Origin of the sequence: Tannerella forsythia (assembly GCF_001006485.1) — a bacterium.
In the GTDB taxonomy this organism is placed as follows: Bacteria; Bacteroidota; Bacteroidia; order Bacteroidales; family Tannerellaceae; genus Tannerella; species Tannerella forsythia.
The window spans coordinates 1-25,722 of sequence record NZ_JUET01000119.1; the positions used below are offsets into that span (position 1 = coordinate 1).

Consider the following 25,722-nt stretch of genomic DNA (forward strand, 5'->3'; position numbering starts at 1 on the left):
CGCACGGCGAGACGATCTATATCCGCGTAGAGCGTAAAGATATCGCGAGCATCTACTCGGTAGCCGGCCAGTTAGTTCGGAGAATCGAACTGTCCGAAGGCGATACGTCCGTCCCGATGCAACGCGGCGTATATGTGGTAACACTCAAAGACGGTACGGTGCATAAGGTGATCGTGAAATAAAAAATACAGCTTCGCTTAAAGCCTTGTGAAAGGCCAGAAACTGTCAGGTGTTTAATGGAGAGAGGGGGGATGTCAAAACGACATCCCCCCTCTTTTTTCCGTTGTTAAAGTGCTGATTTAATTGTCGGCAATGGTTATGCGCGGTGCATGCCGAATCGTGTACCCGGAATTTGTGTTCCCGCCTTTTCGGTCAATCAATCGAGCAGGTCACGGAACTTATTAAATATCCGGTTTTTGATAGACGGTGAAGGTTGAAAATTCTCCGCGCCGGCTAATTCTTTGATTTTGCTTTTTTCCGTTTCCGTAAGCTTTTCGGGGATATAGACACTGATGTTAATCAACAAGTCACCTGTCCCATAGCTGTTTACAGAAGGAAGGCCTTTGTTTCGCAGGCGAAGCACCTTGCCCGGTTGTGTGCCCGGTTCAATTTTTACTTTCACTCGCCCGTCTACCGTGGGCACTTCGACCGAGTCGCCCAAAGCAGCTTGTGGAATAGTCAGCAGAAGGTTATATACCAGATCGTTCTCATCGCGAATCAGCTCCGGATGACGTTCCTCCTCGATGACAACCAACAAGTCGCCGTTTATTCCGCCCCGTCGTGCGGCGTTTCCCTTACCGCTCATCGACAGTTGCATGCCTTCACCGACTCCCGCCGGGATATTCAACGTGATGACTTCTTCGGCGCGTGTAACTCCTTCGCCGTTGCAGTGCGCACATTTACGCGTAATCGTTTCGCCCGTGCCTCCGCAAGTCGGACAGGTCGACTGGGTCTGCATCTGACCGAGAAACGTGCTGGCCACCCGCGTGACGAAGCCGCTGCCGTGGCACGTTGAGCAGGTCGAGATCGCCTGACTGTCGGCCGCGCCACTGCCATGACAATACGAACACGGCACATACTTCTTGACTTTGATTTTCTTTTCTACCCCGGTCGCAATCTCTTTCAGGGTCAGTTTGACCCTCACACGCAGGTCGGAGCCGCGTTGTACGGCACGAGAACGAGACGACGACGAACCAAATCCGCCGAACCCGCCGAAATGCCCGCCAAACAAGTCGCCGAACTGCGAGAAGATATCTTCCATCGACATCCCGCCGCCTCCGAACCCACCACTTGCTGCCGAACTGCCGACCCCTGCATGTCCAAGCCGGTCGTAACGCTGCCGTTTTTCCTCATTGCTCAACACATCGTATGCCTCGGCCGCTTCCTTAAATTTCTCTTCAGCGTCCTTGTCGCCCGGATTGCGATCGGGATGAAACTGGATCGCTTTCTGCCGGTACGCTTTCTTGATCTCGTCGGCCGTCGCATCTTTACTTATGCCCAATACCTCGTAATAGTCTCGTTTTGCCACTTCCTTTAATCTTTATGTCTGCTCTTATTATTCTCCAACCACGACTTTGGCATGTCGGATGACTTTATCATACAATGTATATCCCCGTTGTACACAGTCCACTACCTTGCCTTTCTGCGCTTCGTCGGAGGCTGGAATCGTGGCAACCGCTTCGAACAGTTCCGTATCGAACGGCTGTCCGACGGCCTCGATCGGTTTCACGCCCTGCTGAGCCAGATAGGTCATGAACTTGTTATAGATCAGCTCCACTCCTTCGGCAACGGCAGCACCTGCTTCCTCCGTATTTTTCACTGTGTCGAGCGCCCGCTCAAAGTCGTCGACAACAGGAAGCAGGCCCGTCAATGCCGTTTCGCCTCCCATCTTAATCAGATCGGCTTTTTCACGTAAGGTACGTTTGCGGTAATTATCGAATTCAGCTCTCAAACGCAGATGCGAATCATTCAGCTCGTTATATTTCGTTTCAAAATCGGCAGACTCATTTTCTTTCGATATTTCTTTGCCGGGCGCAGCACCCTCTGCTCCCGTCACATTGTCAGTCGCATCGTCTTTTTCTGACGTATTTGCAGTGGTTTCCTGCTCTTTTGTCACCTCCGAACCGTTCTCACATTGCATTTTCTCTGCCTGTGTTTGCTTCTTCATCTCTACTATATTTAGTTTATATCTATTGAATTACACTCTTTAACCACATGCCGGAGCACCGATGGCACCATGTACCATCGTACTGCCTGCATGGCTTTTATCTTTAATTATGATCAAATATATTGCCAAGCCCTTCGTTTGAAAAAAAATATCTTTACCTTTGTGCGATTAAAATAAACAGTGGCAAACACTGTCAGTACATATTCAATACATTATACTTATGAAGAAGTTTTATTGTTTGGCTCTTTTTGCCTGTCATGTCCTCACCTCTCCAGCACAAGACGATGTAAGCTGTCGTTTGGGATTCAGCTATGAGTTTAGCAGTAACAAGAATTGGGGAAAAGACAGGCCGGTCATCATGAAAGTATATCCCAATTCGCCTGCCGAGAAGGCTGGTCTGAAACAGAATGATATTATCGAAGGCATCAACGGAATGCGGATCGATGAGATTACGCTCGATGATGTGGATTCGTTGATCACGGATATGGATACCCGCGAAATCAAGTTGGTGATCCGTAATTTTGCGAATCAGGCACACCCCGTAACTCTCGAAAAAGAATGTTATTCGACCACAGCCTTAGGGGAAGATCAATTGGCAACGGCATTCTCGATGTATAGTGTCGAAAATACGCACGATCGTCTGTTTGTCTGTCCGTTTACGACAAAAACAACGGATGATGCGATCGAGTTTTCTCAATTTAAGACATTTAATTTTAACGATGTAGAAGATCATACGGTCTCGAAAATCGAATCGATCATCAATGAAACGCTGAAATCGGAACTGACGAAAAAAGGACTGCAACAGAACACCCTCGATCCCGATTTTCTGATTCATACGTATTATACGTTCGACAAAAACCCGAACTTCAAAAAGAAAAGCAAAGAGACGGAAGAACAGGCGCCTGTATTCCGTTATGACATTACACGCGACAAAGTGACACAGTTTCCTTTTTACAATGCAAATACTCCCGAATCGGAGGCCGAATATGTGTTGCAACTCGGTATTCGTTTCATTGACCAGCGTCACATTCCGGGACGTGTGCTGTGGGAGTGCGAGGCAAATGAGCTGATGAGCAGTCCCTACGCGATCGAAGAATATGCTGCGATTCATATCCCGTTGATGAGTATGCAGTTTCCGTATGTGAAATATCAGCGTAACGCGCAGTTTATCCTGACAAAGAAGAATTACAACTATACCGGTATTCGTTACAGTATCTATCAGTTGAATCGGGTGGTCGATGTAGATTACGGCTCTCCGGCCTCGAAAGCCGGCATCCAAAAAGGCGACCTCATCGACCGGATCGAAGGAAAACGGATGGACCATACGGCAGACGAATTTACGGCAGCTTATCGCCAGTTTATCACCAACACCCTGAAATATCGCGACAGCGGTACGCGCTTTACGAATGCCAACGGTTTTCCGAACTGCATGTTCTGGGATAAATTCAACTATACGCAGATCGCCAAAACATTTGCAAACGACAAAAACATAACCGCCTTCTCTTACCTTTATTATTTTGCGCCGTACGTGAACCCCTCGGGCACGAATATATGTACGTTCCAGCTGCGTCGCGGCACGGAAAAGCTCGAATATACGATCCGTCCGGAGTTTCGTTCGGAGAAAACCATCGAGCTGAACTGATTGATCGAACAGCGAAGGGACTCGTGACCTATCCGGAGAATTTCGAGCATAAGCTCGGTTTCGATAAGATTCGCGGGCTGATCGGTGCACAGTGCCTGAGCCCGTTGGGCAAAGAATTGGCGGAAGAGATCCGGTTTTCGGCTGACATGGTCACCGTATCGGAACGACTTGAGCAAACCGATGAATTTGTTCGTATCTTACAGGGGGAACGTCCGTTCCCCGCAAACTACTTCATCGACGTACGCCGGGCGTTGAACCGTATCCGACCCGAAGGGACATTTATCGACGAAGCGGAACTGTTCGACCTGAAACGCTCCCTGCAAACGATTGGCGACATCACCGCCTTTTTTAAACCGACAGACGACAACGACGAAATCAACTATCCGGCATTGGCGGCACTGGCGGCCGGCGTCCCGGTTTTCCCCGCCCTTGTCCGGCAGATCGACGGCATGCTCGACCGGTACGGGCAGATGAAAGACAGCGCATCGGCAGAGCTTGCCCGCATACGCCGGGAGAAGATCGCCACGACGGGTAGCATCTCGCGTAACCTGCAATCGATTCTGCGCTCAGCACAGTCGGAAGGATTTGTCGACAAGGATGTGACGCCGGCGATGCGCGACGGACGATTAGTGATCCCTGTGACGCCGGCTTTCAAGCGGAGAATCCGGGGCATCGTGCACGACGAGTCGGCAACGGGCAAGACGGTTTTCATCGAGCCGGAAGCCATCGTGGAAGCGAATAACCGCATCCGCGAGTTAGAAAGCGAAGAACGACGCGAGATTGTACGGATTCTGACGGAATTTACGGACCTCATCCGTCCGCAGATACCGGACATGTTGCAATCGTACGCTTTTCTGGCTACAATGGATTTTATCCGCGCGAAGGCAATTTTTGCCGGACAAATTCAGGCCATCAAGCCGGCACTGACCGACCGGCCGCTACTCGACTGGCGCGAGGCCGTGCATCCGCTGCTCTTACTCTCGCACCGGCGGCAAGGCAAACCGGTTGTCCCGCTTGATATTACCATAGACGACGAAAGGCGGCTGCTGATCATTTCCGGCCCTAACGCCGGCGGTAAATCAGTCTGTCTGAAAACGGTCGGGCTGCTGCAATACATGCTTCAATGCGGCATCCCGATCCCGCTTCACGAACAGTCGAAAGCCGGAATCTTCGAGCGCCTGTTTATCGATATCGGCGACGAGCAGAGCATCGAGAACGATCTGAGCACCTACAGTTCGCATCTGACGAACATGAAATACTTCGTTCGGCACGGCAACGAGCGTACACTGTTGCTTATCGACGAGTTCGGCAGCGGCACGGAACCGCTCATGGGCGGTGCGCTGGCCGAAGCCTTGCTCGAACGTTTCAACCGCAAGGAAATGTTCGGCATCATCACAACGCATTATCAAAACCTCAAGCAGTATGCTGAAGACCACGAGGGCGTGCTCAACGGCGCCATGCTATACGATCGCCACCTGATGCAGCCGCTTTTCAAGCTCTCGATCGGCCATCCCGGCAGCTCGTTTGCCGTCGAGATCGCCCGTAAAATCGGATTGCCCGAAGAGGTGATTGCCGAAGCGTCGGAAAAAGTGGGCAGCGACTACATCGATATGGATAAGTATCTGCAGGACATCGTGCGTGACAAACGATACTGGGAGAATAAACGCCAGCATATCCGCCGGCAGGAGAAACGCCTCGAAGAACTGACGGCACGCTACGAGAAAGACCTCGATGCCGTGAATCGCCAGCGCAAGGAAATCGTACAGACGGCTAAAAACGAAGCGCAGCAAATCATCCGCGAAGCCAATGCGAAGATTGAACAGACGATCCGCGAAATCAAAGAAGCGCAGGCCGAGAAAGAACGCACACGCATCGCCCGTCAGGCACTGAGCGAATTTAAGGAAACGGTGCATCAAACACAGGAAGACGATGCACGCATTGCCCGGAAGATGGAGAAATTGCGCGAACGGCAGGCACGTCGCAAACAACCCGAAGCCGTCACCGAACCGAAGGTGATGCCGGCGCCCGAAGAGAAAAAACTGGCGGTAGGCGATACCGTCCGCCTGAAAGGGCAGACAACCACAGGCACCGTGATCGAGTTGCAAGGGAAGCAGGCCGTCGTAGCCTTCGGAATGATTAAGAGCACGGTAAAAACCGATCAGCTCGAACTGGTCAGCCGCAGCCAGCTGAAAAAAGAAGTACGCAATCATACGTTCGTCAGTGCGCAAACGGCCGATGCGATGCACGAGAAAAAGCTGCATTTCAAGCAGGAGATCGATGTACGGGGCATGCGCGGCAACGAAGCCTTGCAGGCCGTTACGTATTTTGTCGACGATGCTATTCAGATCGGTGTCTCACGCGTGCGCATCCTGCACGGAACAGGCAACGGCATTCTTCGCCAACTCATCCGCCAATACCTCTCGACCGTACCCGGCATCCAACGTTTTCAGGACGAACATATACAGTTCGGAGGTGCCGGAATCACCGTTATTGATTTGGAATAGGACTGTTTGTTCTTTATTAGAAGAAGTAAGGGAACGGAATGTCTACCCTATCGGTTCATCCGGTAGCCTAATACCATTCCCCTTTTCCGGGTTCGGTTTTACACAGAACCGAAGTATTTCATGAACTGTGTACGTTCATACCTCGATGCGTTCGGGGCTTTCGAGAAGCTCAAGCGTCCTTTGAATTCGTCGATCGACTGATATTTTTGCTGCGCCATCCATTCTTCGAGGCAGGTAAGCATTTGTGTAACGATCTCCATGCCGTTTTTGTAGACGGTAGTACATAGTTGCACGGCCGACGCTCCCGCAAGGATACATTTGATGACGTCTTTCCACTCATGCACACCGGTCGATGCCGCCAACGAAACATCCGGAAGAATGCCTGAGACAAGCGCCGTCCAGCGGAGCGTGTCGCTCAAGTCGGAATGACTGCTAAATACCTGTCCGGACGTGATCTGACATGAATGAATATCAATATCAGGCTGATAGTAACGGTTAAACAGTACGACTCCGTCTGCTCCGTGACCTTTCAACAAATTCACCACCGCGGGAATGTTACTGAAACCTTTCCCGATCTTCATAATCACCGGAATAGAGATTTGTTCCTTCACCTTCTTGAGGATAGAGGTATAAACGTTAACCACTTCCTGTCCTGTGGCGTACAAGTCGGTGCAGAGGTAAAACACATTCAGCTCCAGCGCATCGGCTCCAGCTGCTTCGATCTGACGGGCAAAATCCACCCAGGTATCGGCCTTGTAACAATTCACACTGGCAATGATCGGAATCGTACATTGCGCCTTCGTCTCACGAATCAGGGTCAAATATTCTTCACTCTGATTAGCTTTGACATAGTGACGCACATAATCCACTGCTTCCGGATAGTCAGCCGCCTCTTGCATTAATACGTCGCTTTGCGCTTCGATCTGTTCTTCAAACATGGACTTGAGCACAATCGCTCCGGCACCTGCCTCTTCAAAGCTTTTGTTTCGTTCTACCTTGCTCGTAAGCCCCGAACTTCCTATAATCAGCGGATTCCTCAACGTCAGCCCCGCGTATTTCGTTTCTGTACGGATCATATTCTTTTCTTTTTCTCGAACGACAAAATTAAATATTTTTTTGATACTTCCCGTATTCCGTCCTGTAAAATGACAGAACAGGAGTTAATATATGCGGTTACCGAATATCTTCGTTCCCACGCGCACCATCGTACTCCCCTCTTCCAAAGCAAGAGGATAATCATCACTCATCCCCATCGACAGTTCCTTGAAATCATCTCCCGCAGAAGGCAAGGAGCGCAATTCTTCAAACAGCGAACGGAGCTTGCGAAACTCGCGACGCACCTGCGTCTCATCGTCTGTAAACGTGGCCATTCCCATAAGCCCGACCACCCGGATATGCGGGTAAGCGTTCAACGTATCTCGCGCAAACAACTCCCTGCATTCGTCCGGAGTAAATCCGTGCTTCGAGGCCTCTTCCGCGATATGCACTTCGATCAGAACCCGGATTTGGCGACCGCATTTCTTCGCTTCCTTATCCACGGCGGCCAGCAACTTCAGGGAGTCGATGCTCTGAATCACATGAATAAACGGTGCGATGTATTTGACCTTGTTCGTTTGCAACGTTCCGATAAAATGCCATTCGATGTCGGCGGGCAGTGCCGGCTGCTTTGTCATCAGTTCCTGTACCCGGCTCTCGCCGAACACGCGCTGTCCGCAGTCGTAAGCCTCCTGCAACGCATCGACCGGATGAAATTTGGAAACGGCTACAAGCGTAACGCCTGCCGGAATCGTCTGCCCGATACGCGCCAAACGGTCTGCAATTTTCATCCCTCAACGTCTTGTTTGAGCATCACAGCCTGTCTCTCCTTTGCATCTTCGGAGAACGGAAACACATCGATCAACGGACTTTCCGCCACCGAAGCGATCTCATAATCCGCCATCGTGCCTTTCATCCCTTCGTCGATGACCTCGATCGCCTCTCTGACCGACGAGGCTTGCGCCAGCATCTGCACCGCTGTTTTCTTCTCCGCTCCGCTCTTCTCGTCGAGCGTAATATAGCATACTTTAGCCTTATAATAACGGTCTCCCTGAGGGTTATAGAAGATCTCGCTCAACCGTGCCCGCTTAATATCGGCTACGGTAAACTCACCCGATATATACGGACGAATCTCCTCAATAATACGGGCTTCGGCCTCGGTAAACGACATGGCATCTACCAAATAAGGTTCCGTCACTTTCTTCTGCATCCCCCCTTCCATCGCCTTTTCATACGACACCTTGCACTCAAACCAGTTCATTCATTCTTCTACTTTTCTGTTCGTAACTTACTGTAAATATCCAAATCCGTAAACCGGCCGTCGGCCATGCGTTCCCCATCGCGTTCGTTTCCCTCATACCTAAAACCCAATCGCAAAGGGATGCGTTTGCTGCGCGTATTGCCGACAGCGCATTTGATCTGTATACGGTTGATCTTCAATTTTCCGAAGGCTAAATCACACAGTGCCTTCACGGCAAGCGTCATCAGTCCTTGCCCTTGATATTCCTCACAAAGCCAATAGCCGATCTCTGTCTTACAGTTGTCTCTATCGGTATCTTTAAACCCGATCAAACCGGCAAACCGGCCCTCACACACGATCACAAACGTATAATCTCCGCGATCCGCATCATTGACAGCCGCCCGCACAATTTTCAACGTATCTTCGATGCTGTGCGTCCTTTCGACAAACGGCAACCATTTACGCATATATTCGCGCTGCGTATCAATCGCATGAAAGATATCCGAGACATCCGATTGTTGAAGCGGTCGAAGCTCCGTTGTTTTATTCAATTTTATCTTTTCCATCGTTTTTTCAGGCTCTTTCGCGTCACGAACCTGCAGTTGATTTTCGTGACAAAACTATGATTTATTTTCGGAGTGGCAAAGCGTTTCCCGTATAAATTATGAACCGTATCGGGAAGCTGCTTTTATACCTGACTGACAATTATCGGCGCAGCTTGAGAAGAAACTTTTTCGGATGATTGAGTGCATAAGAACGGAATATTTCGAAGATGAATCTTTTTTCTTTTTGGGCAGAACAAAAATTTCATCTATCTTTGCAACCGTATTTCGCAGAAGTAGCAACAACGCGGAAGTAGCTCAGTTGGTAGAGCACAACCTTGCCCAAAAAAGATAAATGGTTACAACCTTGGCAAGACGAATGCAAAACCGAACAGACTGCAAAAGCAAAAAAAATAACGCGGAAGTAGCTCAGTTGGTAGAGCACAACCTTGCCCCAGAAGATAAAAGGTCACAACCTTGGCAAGACGAATGCAAAAACCGGCAGACTGCAAAAGCAAAAGAAAACAACGCGAAAGTAACTCAGTTTACGGAAGTCTAAAAGAAGATAACGCGGAAGTAGCTCAGTTGGTAGAGCACAACCTTGCCAAGGTTGGGGTCGCGGGTTCGAGTCCCGTCTTCCGCTCACGAAAAAAATCGTTGGCTCGAATGGTGGAATTGGTAGACACGAGGGACTTAAAATCCCTTGGCCAGTAATGGCTGTGCGGGTTCAAGTCCCGCTTCGAGTACACTCTACTCTATTGAGCCTCCATATCTTTAAAAAAAAGATTCTCATACGACAAGCTTTGTTTATTCGCACACTAAAGCAAGGTTTGAACTATCGGGACTAAATTATTATTTTTTTTTTAACTTTCACAGAGCACAGCAATCTGCTTTATTCATTACCTTTGCCTCGTTAAAATTTTAAATTATAATAATATGAAAAAGTTTTTTTATCGAATCACGCTGATTATAATCCATGCTATAGGTCTGTTATGTTTGGCTCCTTCTTTATTTGCACAAACCATACATGGTTTCGGTGAATCACCTGAAGGCCCCGGTCATCCGTTAAATACAAAGTTCGGACAACCGAGAATTTTAGCGGACACGATGCGTATAAAAGAATATGTAGGGATTGTGGATCCACCGTATCCCCTAACCGTTTCCATTAAAAAATTCAATAAAAATCTTTTGATCGATACGGCCTATATTTTTTCAGCAACGGGAATGATCACTTCGTATATCTCAAAATATTCGGATAAAGGCCGGCTGCTTTCCTTGTCGAGCTATTATCCGGGACATAAAGATCCGGTTACAGGCGTTGTTATCACGGAACCGAAAGAAAATCTGGTAGACGAATACGAATACGGTCAAGACGGACGGTTGCTGAAACATAAAACATACAAATTGGAGGGAGGTTCTAGATCACTTGATAAAATCTTTACCTATAAATATGTAATGACCGACAGCGGATATATCTCCAATGATTCCATCGAATACATCCTTGACAAAAAAGGTCGGTTGGCAAAACTGAAGTTTCTGAAAGCAAAAGATGAATATGTTGTCGACTCGGCAGATAACCGATACCGTGTAGGCGATTTCTATTATTCTTATTTCGAGGGTGGTTATACAGAATTGCGGTATTATCACCGTGGAAAAATGATTTGGGGAGCGCCGGACGCATGGGTAAAAACAGATTATTTTTTCCAGAAGAAGGGCTATCTGTCTAAAGAGATTACCTATCTGAAAGAAAAAGGTGAGACGAAGTGGAAAAAACTGAGGCATGACGAATATGCCTATTCCTACAGAGCCGGAAATCCGCACTCGAACCTCGTGTTCCAGAAGCCGGGCAAGGTCTATGCGGCAGAGGGCGCCGTCGTAATCGAAAACGAACAGCCTGCTCTCGTAGCTGTCTATACGTTCGGAGGACAATTAGTCGAACAGCGACGTATGGCCGCCGGCATTAATCGGATTCCTCTGCCCAAAGGGCTTTATATTGTCGTTGTCGGCAGACAGGGGCATAAAATCGTCGTAAGGTAAATCCACGACGCGAAACTTATACTTTTACGCCCGTTGCGGAAGGTCTTCCCTTCTGTAACGGGCGTAAATTCATAAAGTCGTTACCTTTCTTTATCCCAAATTACGCGATACACTGTTCGGCGTTTACCATTAATCATGGACGTACGAATGCACGACAATGGTTACGTCAGGCTTACAGCCCTCCGCCGAGATGCGATGCCTTTTTCCCCAACGCTTCGCATTGGGCTGAATTATCTCGCCCTTTCAGGGCTCTTTCTGCAATCAGCAATCAGCAGTCAGCATTCAGCAATCAGCGGAGCCAACAAATCAACAACTAAACAAATAAACATCTCAACAATTCAACAACTCACCGCCTCTGCGGGGTTTACGAGGGCTGAAAGCCCGAATTATTTCAGCCCCATCCCGCAAGGGTGGGGTATCGACATCCGGACCTTGTTCGGAGGGCTGAAAGCCTGAATTAAATTCATTCTTATTTCTTCTATTGCGGAATCTGGGTTTATTCATTCTTCAGGCACGATGCTTTCCATCTCGTTCAGGCATCGGACGGCAGCGGCCACGTTCGTAACGTTTTTGATGACCACGCTTCTTCTTCCGTTTTGTTCGCGCAGATTGCAGACACGCGGATAGCGTTGCACGTAGCCTAACAGCTTGCCGAATGCACGACTTTGGTAGTAAGGACTGTCCCTGTCGGTCGGCAGATAGAGCGCCATCATACCTTTTTTCAGGATGACTTTCTCGATCCCCAATCGACGGGCTGTCCATCGCAGCCCGACGATGCGTATCAGCTCCTCGCCTTCGGTCGGTATCCGTCCGAAGCGGTCTTGCAGCGAAGAGACAAAGCCGGCCAGTTTTTCCTCGTTCTCGATCGAGTCGAGTTCCCGGTAAATACCGACGCGTTCCGAATCGTTGGGGATATACGTCGGCGGGAACATCAGAGCGAGATCACTCTCGACAAACGTTTCACGAACATACCGGTCGCCGTTGTTTTCCTGAGGGTCGGACGCATACAACTCGGCAAACTCATCGGCCTTCAGCTCGTCGACGGCTTCTTCCAGAATCTTCTGATACGTCTCATAGCCCAGATCGGCGATAAAGCCGCTCTGTTCGGCCCCCAGCATATTCCCTGCCCCACGGATGTCGAGGTCTTGCATGGCGATGTGCATGCCGCTTCCCAGCTCGGCGAAGCTCTCGATGGCCTGCAGGCGGCGGCGCGACTCGGGAGGCAGCGTCGAGAGCGGAGGAGCAAGCAGGTAACAGAACGCCTTGCGATTCCCTCGCCCGACACGTCCGCGCAACTGATGCAGCTCCGACAGCCCGAACTGATGAGCGTTATTGACGATAATCGTATTGGCGTTCGGCACGTCGATGCCATTCTCGATAATGGTCGTGGCGATCAGCACATCGTACTCGTAGTTTACGAAATCGAGAATGATTCGTTCCAGCTTTTCGGGTTCCATCTGTCCGTGTCCGACAGCCACACGCACGCCGGGTATTTCGCGGCGTACAAGCGCCTCGATCTCATAAATGTTCTGGATGCGGTTATTGATGATGAACGTTTGTCCGTTGCGGCTCATCTCGAACTCGATCGCCTCACGGATAATGTCCGCATGAAAACGTTCGATCTCCGTCTGAATCGGGTAACGGTTTGGCGGAGGCGTCGTGATATTGCTCAGGTCGCGTGCTCCCATAAGCGAGAACTGAAGTGTACGGGGAATGGGCGTGGCCGTGAGGGTGAGCGTGTCGACATTCGTTCGCAGCTGGCGCAGCTTCTCCTTGACCGACACGCCGAACTTTTGCTCCTCATCGATGATCAGCAGCCCGAGGTCTTTAAACTTAACATCTTTGCTCACTAACCGGTGCGTGCCGATAAGGATATTCAACTCGCCCGATGCCAACCGGGCCAGCGTCTTTTTAATCTCGCCGGTCGTCCGTGCACGACTGATATAATCGATGGTGCAGGGAAAATCCTTCAGTCTCCGGCTGAACGTCTGATAGTGCTGAAAAGCCAGCACCGTCGTAGGCACAAGCACAGCCACCTGTTTATTGTCTGCAACGGCTTTGAAGGCCGCACGGATCGCGACCTCCGTCTTGCCGAAACCGACATCGCCGCAAATCAGCCGGTCCATCGGCCGTTCGCGCTCCATATCGGCTTTGACGTCGGCCGTCGCCCTCATCTGATCGGGCGTATCTTCGTAGATAAAACCGGCTTCAAGCTCATCCTGCATGAAGCTGTCAGGACCGAACGCATAGCCTTTCTCCTGTCGACGTTGCGCATAGAGTTTGATCAAGTCGCGGGCGATATCTTTGACTTTCTTCTTCGTGCGGTCTTTCATCTTTTCCCATGCACCGCTGCCCAGCTTGTTCAGCGCCGGCGCTTCGCTGTCTTTCCCTTTGTATTTCGACAGTTTATGAAGTGCATGAATACTGACGAAGAGGATATCGTTGTTACGGTAAATCAGCTTGACGGCTTCCTGTATCTTGCCGTTCACCTCCGTACGCACAAGTCCGCCAAACTGCCCGACGCCATGATCGATATGCACGATATAGTCGCCGGAAGTGAACTGACTCAGTTCTTTGAGCGAGAGCACTATTTTCCCGCTACGCGCCTTGTCGCTCTTGAGGTTGTACTTATGGAACCGTCCGAAAATCTGATGATCGGTCAGGAAGCAGCAGCGTAACGAATGGTCTATAAAACCTTCGTGCAGCGCACGGTTGACCGCGGTGAAAGCAATCGCTTCGCCACGGTCTTCAAAAATGGCGCGGATGCGTTCGATCTGTTTCTCACTGTCGCTAAGCAGATAGATCGTATATCCATCGGCGATATATTGTTTGAACGCCTCGCTGACGCGCTCGAAATTCTTTTGAAAAAGCGGCTGCGGCGAAGTGTCGATACGCAGAACTGCAGATGCATCGTCCGGCCGGGCATGAAAACGGATATGCCTCAGTGATGCTGTTGCTTGCACGAAATCGTCGGCCCGTACAAGTTTCCGACGCATCGCCTCACGATCGGCAAACCCTTCATCGTCTTTGTTGACAGGCTCTTCTTCCCAAAGACTGTCGATACGTTCACGACACCACTCCATATCATGCGTCACAAGCGTAGCGCCGGCAGGCAACAACTCCGCCAGCTGATGGTTGGCCGTATCGTAGCGACTTATTTCGGGAATAATCCGTATCTCGTTCAGCTTTTCCTTCGACAGTTGCGTCTCCACATCGAACGCTCGTATCGAATCCACTTCGTTCCCGAAGAAATCGACACGGTACGGATATTCGTTCGAAAACGAAAAGATATCCATGATACTGCCACGAATCGCATATTGTCCCGGTTCGTACACATAATCGGTCTGCTCGAAGTGATACGTATCGAGCACATCGGCCACAAAAATCGGGTCCAGCTTTTCACCGGCATGAATCATCAGGGTATTCTCTCGAAGGATACTTTTCGACAGTACTTTCTCGGCTACCGCATCCGGATAGGAAACGATGATAAACGACGGTTCGTCTGCCTGAAGCATGCTCAGCACCTCGGTGCGCAGAATCTCGGCCGCCGCATCCGTATGACCGTATTTAATATGCCGGTGATAAGCCGATGGAAAGAAATACACCTGCTTCCCTCCCGTGAGTTGCATCAGGTCGTTATAAAAGTATCCGGCCTCTTCGAGGTCATTCATCAGGCACAGGAAGCAACCGCCTCTCTGCCTGAAGAGTGAAGCGATCGTTACGGCTCCCCCCGAACCGTTCAATCCGGTAAGCAGAACGCTCCGCGCTTCGTCCCGGCCCGACAGTGATCCGATAGCGTTAATTTGCGGATGAGCAGCGTAAACAGAGAGTAGTTCTTTAATATCCATGCTTGAAAAACAGGGGCAAAAGTCGTGTGCTCGGCAAATTGCCGACACGCCTTTCTCATGGCTAAGTATATAGCCACTTGTTTTTACTCTCTGCGGTAGGCCTTCAAATCTTCGATGCTGAAGTTTTCGATAAACGAACGGATTTTGTACATCTCCGCTTTGCCGTAGCGGAGATAGACCTGCATAGAGGACAGAAACGAATTGTCCGTATGGGTGCTCTGCAGCAACAGGTAACCGAACACGCAATGGGTAGCTGCTTCAACAAGGCGCCGGGCAAGGAAATCGAGGTATTCGTTGTCTTTCGCTCCCGTCACTTTTGTGACTAACTGCTCGTACGTATCGGTCATAGCGATGAGGTCTTGCTTCAGCGACAAGAGCTCGGGCTTGTATTCCATCGCCTCATATTCGCGAAGTATGGACAGGTACGTGCCGGTGGTGACGTGGCGGATGGCCGCAACGACCTGTAGCTGTGTCGTTCCCTCGTAAATATTCGTGATACGTGCGTCGCGATAGAGACGTTCGCAGGCATAATCTTTCATGAAACCCGACCCGCCGTGAATCTGTATCGCATCGTAGGCGTTTTGGTTCGCAAATTCGGTCGACATGCCTTTGCCCATCGGGGTGAACGCATCGGCCAGCTTGGCGTATTTCTTCTGTTCCCGGCGCTCTTCGGGCGTAAGTTTGCGTTCGCGCGAAATGTCGTCCAGCGCCTTATAGACATCGACAAAACGTGCCGTTTCATAAAGCATGGCGCGTACGGCATCGGTACGGGCACGCATCATGGCGACCATCTCGTAGACGGCCGGAAAGTCTAAAATGGCTTTGCCGAACTGCCGACGTTCCTGCGCATATGTGTATCCTTCCTGATAGGCCGCTTCGCACAGTCCTACGGCTTGTGCCATAATACCCAGACGGGCGCCGTTCATCAGAGCCATGACATATTTGATCAATCCGAGCCGTCGCTCACCGCACAGTTCGGCTTTCGCATTGTTAAACACTAATTCGCAGGTAGGAGATCCTTTGATACCCATCTTATTTTCGATACGGCGGACGTTCACACCTCCATTGCGTTTGTCGTATATAAACATCGAAAGGCCGCGTCCGTCTTTTGTTCCTTCTTCCGAGCGAGCAAGCACAAGGTGGATGTCCGAATCGCCGTTAGTGATAAAGCGTTTCACGCCGTTCAGCCGCCAGCAGTTCTCTTTCTCGTCGAACGTTGCTTTAAGCATCACCGATTGCAGGTCGCTACCGGCATCGGGTTCGGTCAAATCCATTGACATCGTCTCCCCTTTGCACACGCGGGGGATATAGCGTTTGTGCTGCTCCTCGTTCCCGAATTCGTAAAGGGTTTCGGCGCAATCCTGCAATCCCCAGAGATTTTCGAATCCGGCATCGGCACGCGACACAATGTCGGCAGCCATGATATAAGGCACGATGGGGAAGTTCAGCCCGCCGTAACGGCGCGGCATGGCCATGCCCATCAGCCCGGCTTTACGCACGGCATCAAGGTTCTCCTGTGTGCCGCGGGCGTAGGTTACTCGTCCGTTGGCTACCGTGGGGCCTTCCCGATCAACGCTCTCGGCATTCGGGGCAATAACTTCGGCGCTGATCTCGCCGACCATCTCGAGCACGCGCTCGTAGCTGTCCATCGCATCGTCGAAGTCGATCGGCGCATAATCGTATTCGTCTTTATCTCTAAATTCGCGTTCTTTCAATTCCACAATCCGCCGCATCAGCGGGTGATGCAAGTGATGACGCAACGAGGGGGTATCTAAATAAAAGTTTGCCATGATAATCGTTATTTACTGTTCTTCTTGTAGTATTTAATCATTTTGGGGATCACGTTTTCGACTGTGCCGGTGATCACGTAGTCGGCCATCGCATTGATCGGGGCGTTGGGATCGCTGTTGATCGAGATGATGATCGAGCTTTCCTGCATTCCCGCGATGTGTTGAATCTGTCCGGAGATTCCGCAGGCGATATACAGTTTGGGGCGTACAGTAACGCCGGTCTGTCCCACCTGACGGTCGTGATCGGTGAATCCCGCATCGACGGCAGCACGCGATGCGCCTACTTCGGCATGCAGTTCTTTGGCAAGATCGAACAGCAGCTTGAAGTTCTCTTTCGAGCCGACGCCGTAACCGCCGGCGACAACAATCGGCGAGCCTTTCAGGTTGTGCTTCGCCTTTTCGACATGGCGTTCGATTACCTGCACGACATAATCCGTCTCGGAAACGAATTGCGATACGTCGTGTTTGATAACCTTGCCCTGATAGTTGGCATCGAATATTTCTTTCTTCATCACCCCTTCGCGCACGGTCGCCATCTGCGGACGATGTTCGGGGTTGATAATCGTCGCGACGATATTTCCGCCGAACGCAGGACGTATCTGGTAGAGCAGATTTTCGTATGTCTTGCCGGCTTTTTTGTCTTCGTGCTTGCCGATTTCGAGCGCAGTACAGTCGGCCGTCAGTCCGCTTGTCAGTGCCGACGATACGCGCGGTCCAAGGTCTCGGCCGATGACAGTTGCTCCCATAAGAGCAATCTGCGGCTTCTCTTGTTCGAAGAGCTTAATCAATATCGACGTGTGGGGCAGCGAGGTGTACGGGTCGAGTCTCTCGTCGTCGAACAGATGCAGCACATCCACGCCGTACGGCATCACTTGTTTTTCCACCCCGTCGAGCTTGTTTCCCGCCACGACAGCCTCCAAGCCGCAGTTCAACTGATTAGCCAGCGAACGTCCTTTCGTAAGCAATTCAAGGCTGACATCGGCAATCGTGCCGCCCTCTATTTCGCAATATACAAATATGTTGTTCATATGCAGATATTTACTTATTTATTTTAATAATGTAGTCATCATGTAATGAATGTAGTCTATGTAATCCATGTAATCCATATCATCCATGTAGTCTATGTAGTTAAAGCCGCTAAAGTAGTTAAAGTAACTAATGTAGTCCGTGTAGTTCATGTAGTTTGTGTCGTTAAGTACATATTCGTACCCCTTCTGCCATACGATTAACTGTTCAACAGACTTGGTTGCCATTGTCTTACTACCTTAAATTACTCTAACTACTTTTCTCTCCCTTTATCCGATCGTATGGTTATTGATTAATTCTTTCATCAACTCTTCGATATCACCGTCCGATTCGGTAAACGATTTATTTTCTTTCGTCTGGAAAACGATATTTTCGACCGTTTTCACTTTCGTCGGAGAGCCGGACAAGCCGCATTGCGCCACATCGCCGTTCACGTCGGCTACCGACCATTCGATGATATTCAAGTACGGACGGTTCTCATACATCTCGGCATAGGGCAGCGCTGCACCGTTTTTCGTTTGCTCGGCTTTCTCCTGCGCCCCCAATGCCCGTTTATACTTCTGCACCAATTGGGCGTTACGCGGCCTGCACGGTGCGGCCGATCCGTTGACCGTTACAACAATGGGGAGTGGCGCTTCGACCGTCTCTATGCCTCCGGGTATTTTACGTTTGGCCGTGATCCGGTTCTTTTCGATCTTGACAATTTCTTCGGTGTACGTAATTTGCGTCAGTCCGAGTTTCTCGGCCACCTGAGGGCCTACCTGTGCCGTGTCGCCGTCGATAGCCTGTCGTCCGCCGATGATCAGATCGTACGATCCGATTTTTCGGATAGCCATGGCGAGTGCATACGATGTTGCGAGCGTATCCGCCCCGGCAAAAGCACGGTCGGTCAGGAGATAGCCGTCATCAGCTCCCCGATATAACCCTTCGCGGATGATTTCTGCCGCACGTCCCGGCCCCATGGTCAGGATCGTTACGGTTGTACCCGGATGTTGTTCTTTGAGACGTAATGCTTGCTCCAGCGCATTGAGGTCTTCCGGATTGAAGATGGCGGGGAGCACGGCGCGATTAATCGTGCCGTCTTCTTTCATGGCGTCTTTCCCGACGTTGCGAGTGTCTGGCACTTGTTTGGCCAATACAATAATTTTCATTCGTATATATTATTTTATGTAAATAATCGCTTGCGAATATATAGAAAGTCGTTATATGTTTTGGAACAGCCTCGGAAACATGTTAAAGTGCCCGTTGCAAACAGTTTCGACCTGTTTTCATCTCTGCGTTATCGCTTGCAAAAGTAGTGAATGATTTCGGATTTCAATGTTTTTAAATAAGAAAATGCACATCCGATCCGTTTTTGTGCATATCTTCGACGCATGTAAAGTTCTCTGTTCACAAAGAGGCAAGACATTATTTCGCATTGAGTTTTTAATCGCTATTTTGGTCTTCCGGAGTCCAACCCTGAAACTTTTAAGAGTATTTCATTTTGGGGGATGCTGTTTAATCAATCGCAAAAAATGAAGTTGTTACAAAGGAATACTCAGCGGGAGAAAAGAAAATTTTCCTTTTTTTTATTTTTACGGATACTGTACCGCTTGACGTACCCGTACCAGTTTTGTCAGAAGGCCCTCCAACAGATCGAGCGGAAGCATATTGGTTGCGTCCGACTTGGCTTGTGAAGGATTAGGATGCGTCTCGATAAACAACCCATCTGTACCTACCGCCACGGCGGCTTTCCCGATCGTCTCGATCATTTCGGGCAGCCCGCCCGAAACGCCCGATGCTTGGTTGGGCTGCTGCAACGAGTGGGTGATGTCCGTAATCACGGGGAAGCCGTATTGCCGCATCTTGGGGATACTGCGAAAATCGACAACTAAGTCGGTATAGCCGAAAGTCGTGCCGCGCTCGGTAAGGACCACGTTCGGATTGCCTGCATCCACCACTTTCTGTGCCGCATACCGCATTGACTCAGGCGCAAGAAACTGTCCTTTTTTGATGTTGACGATCTTTCCGGTCTTTGCCGCGGCAACGAGCAGATCGGTCTGACGACAGAGGAATGCGGGAATCTGTAACATATCCACGTAGTTGGCGGCTAAGGCGGCTTCATACGTCTCATGGATGTCCGTAACGATTGGAATGTCGAAAGTTTCGCCCACCTTACGCAGGATACGCAGCGCTTTCTCGTCGCCGATACCCGTAAACGAATCGATGCGCGAACGGTTGGCTTTACGATACGAACCTTTGAAAACGTATGGTATATGAAGCTCTCGAGTGATCCCGACGATTTTTTCTGCGATACGTAATGCCATCTCTTCCCCTTCGATAACGCAGGGACCGGCTAATAAAAAGAAATTCTCCGAGTTTGTTAATCGTTCAATAGTCATTGTGATATGATGTTTAATAAGTCAATTCATGCCATAAGTAGCGCCTTGCATCGGGTTATTTTCTCTTCCGTCGACCATGCCTGATCGATCCAGTGAATCGTAAATCCGCGTCGTTCCATACCGCGAAACCAGGTCATTTGTCGCTTGGCAAACTGATGAATGGCTATCTCTAATTGTTCGACCATTTCGCGGTAAGTCAGCTTGCCGATCAGATGCAGAGTGATAAATTTATATTCGAGACCGTAGTAAATCAGGTCGTCCGGTGCGATACCCGAATCAAGAAGTGACTGCACTTCTTCGATCATTCCGTGTTCGAGGCGTACATGAAGCCGTCGGGTGATACGTTGGCGTCGTTGTTCGCGATCAATGTTAAGACCGATGATCAGACTGTTTATCGGTGTAAATTCGTTCCGGTCGGGCGCCTGTGTTTGATAAAATTCTTCGATTTCGATGGCTCGAATGGCTCGCTGGGCGCTGTCTACATCCGTTTTATTATGCAGCGTTTTGTACGAAGACAGCATCGTTTCAAGCTCTCGGAGCGACTTGCCTCTGAGCGATTCGCGCAGTTCCGGATTGGGCGGCACATCGAGCAGCTTGTAACCTTTGAGTACGGCTTCGATATACATGCCCGTCCCTCCACACAAAATCGGGGTAATACCTTTCCGTCTGAGATTATCGAATATATGGAAAAAATCGTGTTGATAGCGGAAGACATTGTATCTCGTGCCCGGTTCGCAAAGATCGATCAGATGATACGGAATGTTTTTCTTTCCGACCGTATAGTCCTCCGTATCTTTGCCGGTCCCGATGTCCATTCGACGGTAAACCTGGCGCGAATCGGCGCTGATGATTTCAGTATTCAAATCCGCGGCCAATGCTGCGGCAAAGCTTGTTTTGCCGCATGCGGTTGGCCCTAAGATCGTAATCAGTTCGTACGTTCCCATTTTTCAGTCGTACAAATGTAAGAAGAAAACGGAAAATGCCCAAATCGGACGAACCTTCCATTAAGTGAGTTGACCGTCACTAAAAGAACATGTTATAGCAGGCGGAAAACTTTTGTTTTTTTACTTTTACACCTGCGCTGCCCTCCCGGACGTTTGCGCCGCTTTCGGATACTTCAATCCGAACTTCCTGACCTTCGCAATAATAATCCCTGTTCGCATAGAGGTCATTCTTTGCGATGTCATTGTTCCCTGTTTGGGTCTTTAGAAGACTCTTCGAAAAAAATGCTTTCATCGCTCCTGATTTTAAATTAGACATAAAGATGAAAGGGATGCGAAAATCCTAACATCGCTATAAAGATAACATAAAAAAGCCGGATTGGTTTCTCCGGAATCCTGTTTTTATATTTATTTAACTTTCTATTTTTTTTAATCCGGGGAGGAAATTTGTTGACCAATCGGTGAATTTACGGATTTGCTTCAGTTTTTTCGGTATGGCTTTCATTGCTCGTATTCTTATACATAGAGAGGGCATGCCCAAACCTTGCGTTCAGACACACCCTCCTCTGCGATAAATCGAAAACGGGTTATCCGTTTACTTTGGCCATGTGGGCAATCAAATCGAGCACTTTGTTCGAGTAGCCGATTTCGTTATCGTACCATGCAATCACCTTCACGAAGGTATCTGTCAGATATACTCCGGCATTGGCGTCGAAGATCGATGTCAGTTCGCAGCCAAGGAAATCGGAAGAAACGACAGCGTCTTCCGTGTATCCCAGAATCCCTTTCAGTTCACCTTCCGCAGCTTCTTTCATAGCCCGGCAGATGACTTCTTTCGTAGCCGGTTTTTCGAGGTTGGCCGTCAGGTCAACAACCGAAACGTCCAAGGTCGGCACACGCATGGAAATACCTGTCAATTTACCGTTCAACGACGGAATGACTTTTCCTACGGCTTTAGCCGCACCGGTCGAAGACGGGATGATGTTGCCTGAAGCAGCACGTCCGCCTCTCCAGTCTTTCATCGAAGGACCGTCTACGGTCTTCTGGGTTGCTGTGGTCGAGTGGACGGTCGTCATCAAGCCTTCTTTGATCCCGAACTTGTCGTTCAACACTTTGGCAATAGGAGCCAGACAGTTGGTCGTACAAGAAGCATTCGATACGAATTTCGTTCCTTTCTCGTATGCGTTGTGGTTCACCCCACAAACAAACATGGGCGTATCATCCTTCGACGGAGCCGACATCACGACATACTTTGCGCCTGCATCAATATGTCCCTGAGCTTTTTCTTTTGTCAGAAACAGCCCGGTAGACTCTACTACATATTCGGCACCTACTTCGTTCCATTTCAGGTTGGCCGGGTCTTTTTCTGCGGTGACGCGAATCGCTTTCCCATTGACGATCAACTGGCTTTTTTCCACGCTGTATTCAACGGTTCCTTTGAAGCGACCGTGCATGGTATCGTACTTGAGCATATAAGCCATGTAATCTACCGGACAGAGGTCGTTAATTCCAACGATTTCAATGTCATTTCTTGTTTGGGCGGCACGGAACACAAAACGTCCGATACGGCCAAATCCGTTAATACCTACTTTTGTCATTGTTGTATAGTTTTTAAAAAAGTTTGAAATATAATGCTTTTTTGACTTTTCTGTTCAACAGCCACAAGGGGTAGCGCATGATACGCATACCGATAATATGCTTGCGATCATTGTTGAAACCATGATAATACGCTTCATGTTTAATCTTTTTGCCTTGATTTTACGGGCGCAAAGGTATGAATTTTTTTTCGTTTGAAGCCTGTTCGGGAAGAAAAACATGCTTCATAACATAAATTAAATTTTGGCCATTTACTTTCTCTTTGAAGAGAACAAATGTCCGATCCATTTCTTAGCCCGCCTGATCCCCCAGGCGATGAGCAAAGGTTGTGCCAATTCCCAGACATAAGGAAAGATGCCGGTACCTAACGACAAGATATCGGCCGGTCGGAGCGACGAAAGCGAAGCGGCAGACGAAGCCGGAGAAAGGACGTTTTTTTTCTTTTCCGATTTGGATGAGCCGGAGGTAGAGAAAAGTGCAGATATGCCCGAGAAGAGAAGACGGCCTGCATTTTCACGCATATACAGAACTTCTTCGTTCAGTTTCTGCTCCTGTATCCGGCACAACAGGTGGAGACGCTGTTTATCAGCCTGTAATTTACTCAGTGGGGTCTGCTTCAGAGATGTTTTGTTCATCGGTTTCATCGGTTTTATGGTCATTGGCAATCAATGCTGCAATTACGGTATTCAAAACGAAAGTCTGGATTTTATCCTTGAAAAGAACGACTCCTCCAATCATCAAAAGATAAATGCCCACCACAATTGAGAAACCGGTCCCTTTCGAATCAAGCCACTCTCCCAGAAAAAAACCAAGTGTAAGAAAAACAAAGAGACTCAGAAAGAATCCAAGGATAAGCAGTATCAGGCCATAGGCAAGAACAGCAATGACTTTTCCTGTCCGTTCATACGTTCCTACTTTGAGCAACTCGAATTTTAATTCACCGTAAGTGGTGATATCTCTCTTTAATTCCCGAAAGAAATGCTCTGCATTCATTTTCATAAATTCATAAAGAACTATTTTACTTTAATTACCTGAGTACTTTCGAGGGCTTCATGTACACGGTTTCCTTTGAATTTGGAGACAGCCCACTGAAATCCGTCTTTCACATTCCCAATCAATTCGTTTAATTCGTCGGATAACGGTCCTCTTTTTTCCGTTGCGACTAGGTAGCCTACGGTTACCCCTACTGCAGCTCCTATCACGAGGCCTGACAGTAAGCCTGATAGTAATTGGGAATCTATATTTCTGTTCATCGCAGTTACATTATAAAAACATGAATACTATTACAAATATCGCATTTTTTTCAGTGATTCAAACGACATGAATATGATTTAATATTATTTATGAATTACCGTTATTCGTGTTTTTGGGTTCGAACGGCAGCCCATTGATTGCGGGAGGTATGCGTAAGGAGCGTTAATCCGTTCAGGCGGCATTCTTGTTCTATCGCAGAGAGATCTTCTTCGTAGAAGCCGCTCATGTACAGACAACCGCCGGGCTTCAATATCGGAGCATAATGGCGGATGTCATTCAGCAGGATATTTCGATTGATATTGGCAAAGATATAATCGAACGTGCCGCACTGCGGAAGGCATTCTGCTCCGCCCTGTTCTATCCGTATATCGAGCGTATGGTTGAGCCGGCAGTTCTCAAGCGCGTTACGGTATGCCCACTCGTCGATGTCGACAGCCACCACACGGCGCGCTTGTTTGCGAGCAGCCAAAATGGCAAGTACGGCCGTGCCGCACCCCATGTCGAGTACTTCCCTGCCGTGCAGGTCGAGCGACAGCATTTCGCAAAGCATGAGATAGGTGGTGGCATGGTTGCCGGTTCCGAATGCCATTCTCGGGTCGATGATGATGGTCTGCTCATACCCTTCTTCCGGCTGATGGAACGATGCACGAATGAGACATTGCCTGCCGATACGGATGGGCTGGAAGTAATTCTTCTCCCATTCCTCGTTCCAGTTCCGAGCAGCAATCAACGTATACGTATGATGAATGGCCGTGTCTTCGAGCGGAAAAGCGAAAAGGCAATTTGCCAGGGCGTCAGGCTGAAAAGCGGAAACGGGAATATAGGCTTTTAACCCGTTTTCGTCAGCGACAAAACTTTCAAACCCGACGACTCCCAGTTCGGTTGCCAAAATATCGTTGATCATTTCTATAGCTACAGGCGAGATGTAGCTGAATTGAAATTCATAATAATCCATAATGCATGCTTCATCAGTCCGACAAAGATAGTCAATTGGGGAGATATCCGTTAGATTTTTTTATACTTGTTCAAATCTGTCGTATCAAAATTTTCTATTTCTTTTTTTTTAGCTAAATTACGCCGGAAATTACATACTTTTAACAGCTAAAAACGCTCCTTCTAAGAATATATTATCCCTTTTTGAAACTGCGAAATTGACCCTATGTGAAATATCCCACAATCAATAAAAACGTTTGGGAGTGTTTGAGATTTTATCTGATTGCTTTACTTTTATTTCACTTCATGTTGTAACATTTTACTTCTTTTCGTATCTAACGGATGAGAAAATAAAAGAAGCAGCGGGTTATGCAAACGATCGTGCTGAATTTGTATTTTATTTTTTTTTTCGGTTGGACTACTTCTTTACATGTATGAATATGTTGCTTTCATGCCTCTCTGGAAAGCCCATGTTGCCTACCTGTCTTATCATTGTCTGGATTATGCTGAATTGGTTTTACTTTCGTCCGAAACAGATTCGAAAGCAACAGCAACAGCTGGATGACATCATCGATCGTTTACAACATATTTGCGACCAGAAGAACCGGTCGTAAAAAGCTTTTTTTTAGAAATTACTACGTATTTAATGACACCAACAGCGGTGCACGGACAAAAGTAAATCAAAGAAACCGTGTATGTTAGAGGTTTGAGATAACTGCGTACTTGTGGCGTTGATATGGATAGAAGTGGCGTTTCGGAAGAAAAGCGAACGGGATATGCAGAAAA

The 25,722-nt window shown here is 48.8% G+C and carries 23 protein-coding genes and 2 tRNA genes; 8 read left to right on the top strand and 17 right to left on the bottom strand.

The genetic code is table 11. The features are described 5' to 3' along the window. The coding region (locus tag Tanf_RS10585) for a T9SS type A sorting domain-containing protein (RefSeq protein ID WP_046825287.1) at positions 1 to 182 on the top strand (182 nt) is incomplete at its 5' end. A gap of 194 nt (positions 183 to 376) precedes the next feature. Here Tanf_RS10585 and dnaJ read toward each other — a convergent pair. Then, entirely contained in the window at positions 377 to 1,528 is a 1,152-nt protein-coding gene (dnaJ, locus tag Tanf_RS10590; protein ID WP_014223706.1) for a molecular chaperone DnaJ, read from the bottom strand. Between the two features lie 27 nt (positions 1,529 to 1,555). Continuing rightward, the gene (locus Tanf_RS10595; protein WP_231964125.1) at positions 1,556 to 2,140 is read right to left on the bottom strand and encodes a nucleotide exchange factor GrpE; all 585 of its coding nucleotides are present in this window, start codon (positions 2,138 to 2,140) and stop codon (positions 1,556 to 1,558) included. Between the two features lie 247 nt (positions 2,141 to 2,387). Here Tanf_RS10595 and Tanf_RS10600 point away from each other — a divergent pair, with 247 nt between their 5' ends. Both Tanf_RS10600 and Tanf_RS10605 read left to right on the top strand, forming a co-directional pair. After that, positions 2,388 to 3,809, top strand: a complete 1,422-nt coding sequence (locus tag Tanf_RS10600) for a PDZ domain-containing protein (RefSeq protein WP_046825843.1) — start codon at positions 2,388 to 2,390, stop codon at positions 3,807 to 3,809. A 23-nt stretch (positions 3,810 to 3,832) separates the two neighbouring features. Then, positions 3,833 to 6,313, top strand: a complete 2,481-nt coding sequence (locus tag Tanf_RS10605; RefSeq protein WP_046825945.1) for an endonuclease MutS2 — start codon at positions 3,833 to 3,835, stop codon at positions 6,311 to 6,313. Between the two features lie 98 nt (positions 6,314 to 6,411). Here Tanf_RS10605 and Tanf_RS10610 read toward each other — a convergent pair whose 3' ends face one another. From Tanf_RS10610 to Tanf_RS10625, 4 genes are all read right to left on the bottom strand, one after another. Next, on the bottom strand, positions 6,412 to 7,389 hold the full coding sequence (locus tag Tanf_RS10610; protein WP_046825844.1) for a dihydroorotate dehydrogenase-like protein: 978 nt from the start codon (positions 7,387 to 7,389) through the stop codon (positions 6,412 to 6,414). Between the two features lie 84 nt (positions 7,390 to 7,473). After that, a complete protein-coding gene (locus Tanf_RS10615) occupies positions 7,474 to 8,139 on the bottom strand; it encodes a YggS family pyridoxal phosphate-dependent enzyme (protein ID WP_046825845.1) in 666 nt (221 codons plus the stop codon). Then, positions 8,136 to 8,609 carry a DUF4494 domain-containing protein gene (locus tag Tanf_RS10620; RefSeq protein WP_046825846.1) on the bottom strand — a complete coding sequence of 158 codons (474 nt, stop codon included), beginning with the start codon at positions 8,607 to 8,609 and terminating at the stop codon, positions 8,136 to 8,138. The genes Tanf_RS10615 and Tanf_RS10620 overlap by 4 nt, the downstream gene beginning before the upstream one ends. A gap of 8 nt (positions 8,610 to 8,617) precedes the next feature. Next, positions 8,618 to 9,154: a GNAT family N-acetyltransferase gene (locus tag Tanf_RS10625; RefSeq protein ID WP_014223714.1), complete on the bottom strand. Its 537-nt coding sequence runs from the start codon at positions 9,152 to 9,154 to the stop codon at positions 8,618 to 8,620. A 331-nt stretch (positions 9,155 to 9,485) separates the two neighbouring features. Here Tanf_RS10625 and Tanf_RS15640 point away from each other — a divergent pair, with 331 nt between their 5' ends. The 5 genes from Tanf_RS15640 to Tanf_RS15165 all read left to right on the top strand — a co-directional run bounded on the left by Tanf_RS15640 (position 9,486) and on the right by Tanf_RS15165 (position 11,623). After that, complete coding sequence (locus Tanf_RS15640; RefSeq protein ID WP_046825847.1) at positions 9,486 to 9,689, top strand: hypothetical protein; 204 nt, start codon at positions 9,486 to 9,488, stop codon at positions 9,687 to 9,689. Between the two features lie 11 nt (positions 9,690 to 9,700). Next, positions 9,701 to 9,773: transfer RNA gene (locus Tanf_RS10635), tRNA-Gly, on the top strand. Positions 9,774 to 9,790: 17 nt separating this feature from the next. Then, positions 9,791 to 9,876, top strand: a tRNA-Leu gene (locus Tanf_RS10640). A gap of 190 nt (positions 9,877 to 10,066) precedes the next feature. Further along, a complete protein-coding gene (locus Tanf_RS10645) occupies positions 10,067 to 11,167 on the top strand; it encodes a T9SS type A sorting domain-containing protein (protein ID WP_046825848.1) in 1,101 nt (366 codons plus the stop codon). Between the two features lie 135 nt (positions 11,168 to 11,302). Further along, complete coding sequence (locus tag Tanf_RS15165) at positions 11,303 to 11,623, top strand: hypothetical protein (protein WP_046825849.1); 321 nt, start codon at positions 11,303 to 11,305, stop codon at positions 11,621 to 11,623. A gap of 44 nt (positions 11,624 to 11,667) precedes the next feature. Here Tanf_RS15165 and mfd read toward each other — a convergent pair whose 3' ends face one another. From mfd to prmA, 11 genes are all read right to left on the bottom strand, one after another. Next, positions 11,668 to 15,015, bottom strand: coding sequence for a transcription-repair coupling factor (gene mfd / locus Tanf_RS10655; protein WP_046825850.1), 3,348 nt, complete (start codon positions 15,013 to 15,015; stop codon positions 11,668 to 11,670). An 83-nt stretch (positions 15,016 to 15,098) separates the two neighbouring features. Next, a complete protein-coding gene (locus Tanf_RS10660) occupies positions 15,099 to 16,805 on the bottom strand; it encodes an acyl-CoA dehydrogenase family protein (RefSeq protein ID WP_046825851.1) in 1,707 nt (568 codons plus the stop codon). 8 nt (positions 16,806 to 16,813) lie between these two features. After that, entirely contained in the window at positions 16,814 to 17,833 is a 1,020-nt protein-coding gene (locus Tanf_RS10665; RefSeq protein ID WP_046825852.1) for an electron transfer flavoprotein subunit alpha/FixB family protein, read from the bottom strand. 267 nt (positions 17,834 to 18,100) lie between these two features. Next, on the bottom strand, positions 18,101 to 18,988 hold the full coding sequence (locus tag Tanf_RS10675) for an electron transfer flavoprotein subunit beta/FixA family protein (RefSeq protein ID WP_041590540.1): 888 nt from the start codon (positions 18,986 to 18,988) through the stop codon (positions 18,101 to 18,103). 417 nt (positions 18,989 to 19,405) lie between these two features. Then, on the bottom strand, positions 19,406 to 20,212 hold the full coding sequence (gene kdsA, locus Tanf_RS10680) for a 3-deoxy-8-phosphooctulonate synthase (RefSeq protein ID WP_014223723.1): 807 nt from the start codon (positions 20,210 to 20,212) through the stop codon (positions 19,406 to 19,408). 26 nt (positions 20,213 to 20,238) lie between these two features. Further along, positions 20,239 to 21,156, bottom strand: coding sequence for a tRNA (adenosine(37)-N6)-dimethylallyltransferase MiaA (gene miaA / locus Tanf_RS10685; RefSeq protein WP_014223724.1), 918 nt, complete (start codon positions 21,154 to 21,156; stop codon positions 20,239 to 20,241). A gap of 584 nt (positions 21,157 to 21,740) precedes the next feature. Continuing rightward, positions 21,741 to 22,751, bottom strand: coding sequence for a type I glyceraldehyde-3-phosphate dehydrogenase (gene gap / locus Tanf_RS10695; RefSeq protein ID WP_046825854.1), 1,011 nt, complete (start codon positions 22,749 to 22,751; stop codon positions 21,741 to 21,743). Positions 22,752 to 23,000: 249 nt separating this feature from the next. After that, entirely contained in the window at positions 23,001 to 23,384 is a 384-nt protein-coding gene (locus Tanf_RS10700; RefSeq protein ID WP_041590542.1) for a hypothetical protein, read from the bottom strand. Next, positions 23,347 to 23,748 carry a hypothetical protein gene (locus Tanf_RS10705; RefSeq protein ID WP_014223731.1) on the bottom strand — a complete coding sequence of 134 codons (402 nt, stop codon included), beginning with the start codon at positions 23,746 to 23,748 and terminating at the stop codon, positions 23,347 to 23,349. The genes Tanf_RS10700 and Tanf_RS10705 overlap by 38 nt, the downstream gene beginning before the upstream one ends. A gap of 14 nt (positions 23,749 to 23,762) precedes the next feature. Then, positions 23,763 to 24,002 (bottom strand): YtxH domain-containing protein, encoded by a 240-nt coding sequence (locus tag Tanf_RS10710; RefSeq protein ID WP_041590543.1) that lies wholly within the window; start codon positions 24,000 to 24,002, stop codon positions 23,763 to 23,765. A gap of 101 nt (positions 24,003 to 24,103) precedes the next feature. After that, the gene (gene prmA, locus Tanf_RS10715; RefSeq protein ID WP_046825855.1) at positions 24,104 to 24,958 is read right to left on the bottom strand and encodes a 50S ribosomal protein L11 methyltransferase; all 855 of its coding nucleotides are present in this window, start codon (positions 24,956 to 24,958) and stop codon (positions 24,104 to 24,106) included. Positions 24,959 to 25,722 lie beyond the last annotated feature (764 nt).

What these genes read in the sequence shown, in the direction of transcription:
- Tanf_RS10705 (WP_014223731.1), bottom strand. Translation starts at nt 23,748, where the DNA reads ATGAAAATGAATGCAGAGCATTTCTTTCGGGAATTAAAGAGAGATATC.
- miaA (WP_014223724.1), bottom strand. Translation starts at nt 21,156, where the DNA reads ATGGGAACGTACGAACTGATTACGATCTTAGGGCCAACCGCATGCGGC.
- Tanf_RS10610 (WP_046825844.1), bottom strand. Translation starts at nt 7,389, where the DNA reads ATGATCCGTACAGAAACGAAATACGCGGGGCTGACGTTGAGGAATCCG.
- Tanf_RS15165 (WP_046825849.1), top strand. Translation starts at nt 11,303, where the DNA reads ATGGACGTACGAATGCACGACAATGGTTACGTCAGGCTTACAGCCCTC.
- kdsA (WP_014223723.1), bottom strand. Translation starts at nt 20,212, where the DNA reads ATGACTATTGAACGATTAACAAACTCGGAGAATTTCTTTTTATTAGCC.
- mfd (WP_046825850.1), bottom strand. Translation starts at nt 15,015, where the DNA reads ATGGATATTAAAGAACTACTCTCTGTTTACGCTGCTCATCCGCAAATT.
- Tanf_RS10710 (WP_041590543.1), bottom strand. Translation starts at nt 24,002, where the DNA reads ATGAACAGAAATATAGATTCCCAATTACTATCAGGCTTACTGTCAGGC.
- Tanf_RS15640 (WP_046825847.1), top strand. Translation starts at nt 9,486, where the DNA reads ATGGTTACAACCTTGGCAAGACGAATGCAAAACCGAACAGACTGCAAA.
- Tanf_RS10665 (WP_046825852.1), bottom strand. Translation starts at nt 17,833, where the DNA reads ATGAACAACATATTTGTATATTGCGAAATAGAGGGCGGCACGATTGCC.
- gap (WP_046825854.1), bottom strand. Translation starts at nt 22,751, where the DNA reads ATGACAAAAGTAGGTATTAACGGATTTGGCCGTATCGGACGTTTTGTG.
- prmA (WP_046825855.1), bottom strand. Translation starts at nt 24,958, where the DNA reads ATGGATTATTATGAATTTCAATTCAGCTACATCTCGCCTGTAGCTATA.
- Tanf_RS10625 (WP_014223714.1), bottom strand. Translation starts at nt 9,154, where the DNA reads ATGGAAAAGATAAAATTGAATAAAACAACGGAGCTTCGACCGCTTCAA.
- Tanf_RS10620 (WP_046825846.1), bottom strand. Translation starts at nt 8,609, where the DNA reads ATGAACTGGTTTGAGTGCAAGGTGTCGTATGAAAAGGCGATGGAAGGG.
- Tanf_RS10700 (WP_041590542.1), bottom strand. Translation starts at nt 23,384, where the DNA reads ATGAACAAAACATCTCTGAAGCAGACCCCACTGAGTAAATTACAGGCT.
- Tanf_RS10600 (WP_046825843.1), top strand. Translation starts at nt 2,388, where the DNA reads ATGAAGAAGTTTTATTGTTTGGCTCTTTTTGCCTGTCATGTCCTCACC.
- Tanf_RS10615 (WP_046825845.1), bottom strand. Translation starts at nt 8,139, where the DNA reads ATGAAAATTGCAGACCGTTTGGCGCGTATCGGGCAGACGATTCCGGCA.
- Tanf_RS10595 (WP_231964125.1), bottom strand. Translation starts at nt 2,140, where the DNA reads ATGCAATGTGAGAACGGTTCGGAGGTGACAAAAGAGCAGGAAACCACT.
- Tanf_RS10660 (WP_046825851.1), bottom strand. Translation starts at nt 16,805, where the DNA reads ATGGCAAACTTTTATTTAGATACCCCCTCGTTGCGTCATCACTTGCAT.
- Tanf_RS10645 (WP_046825848.1), top strand. Translation starts at nt 10,067, where the DNA reads ATGAAAAAGTTTTTTTATCGAATCACGCTGATTATAATCCATGCTATA.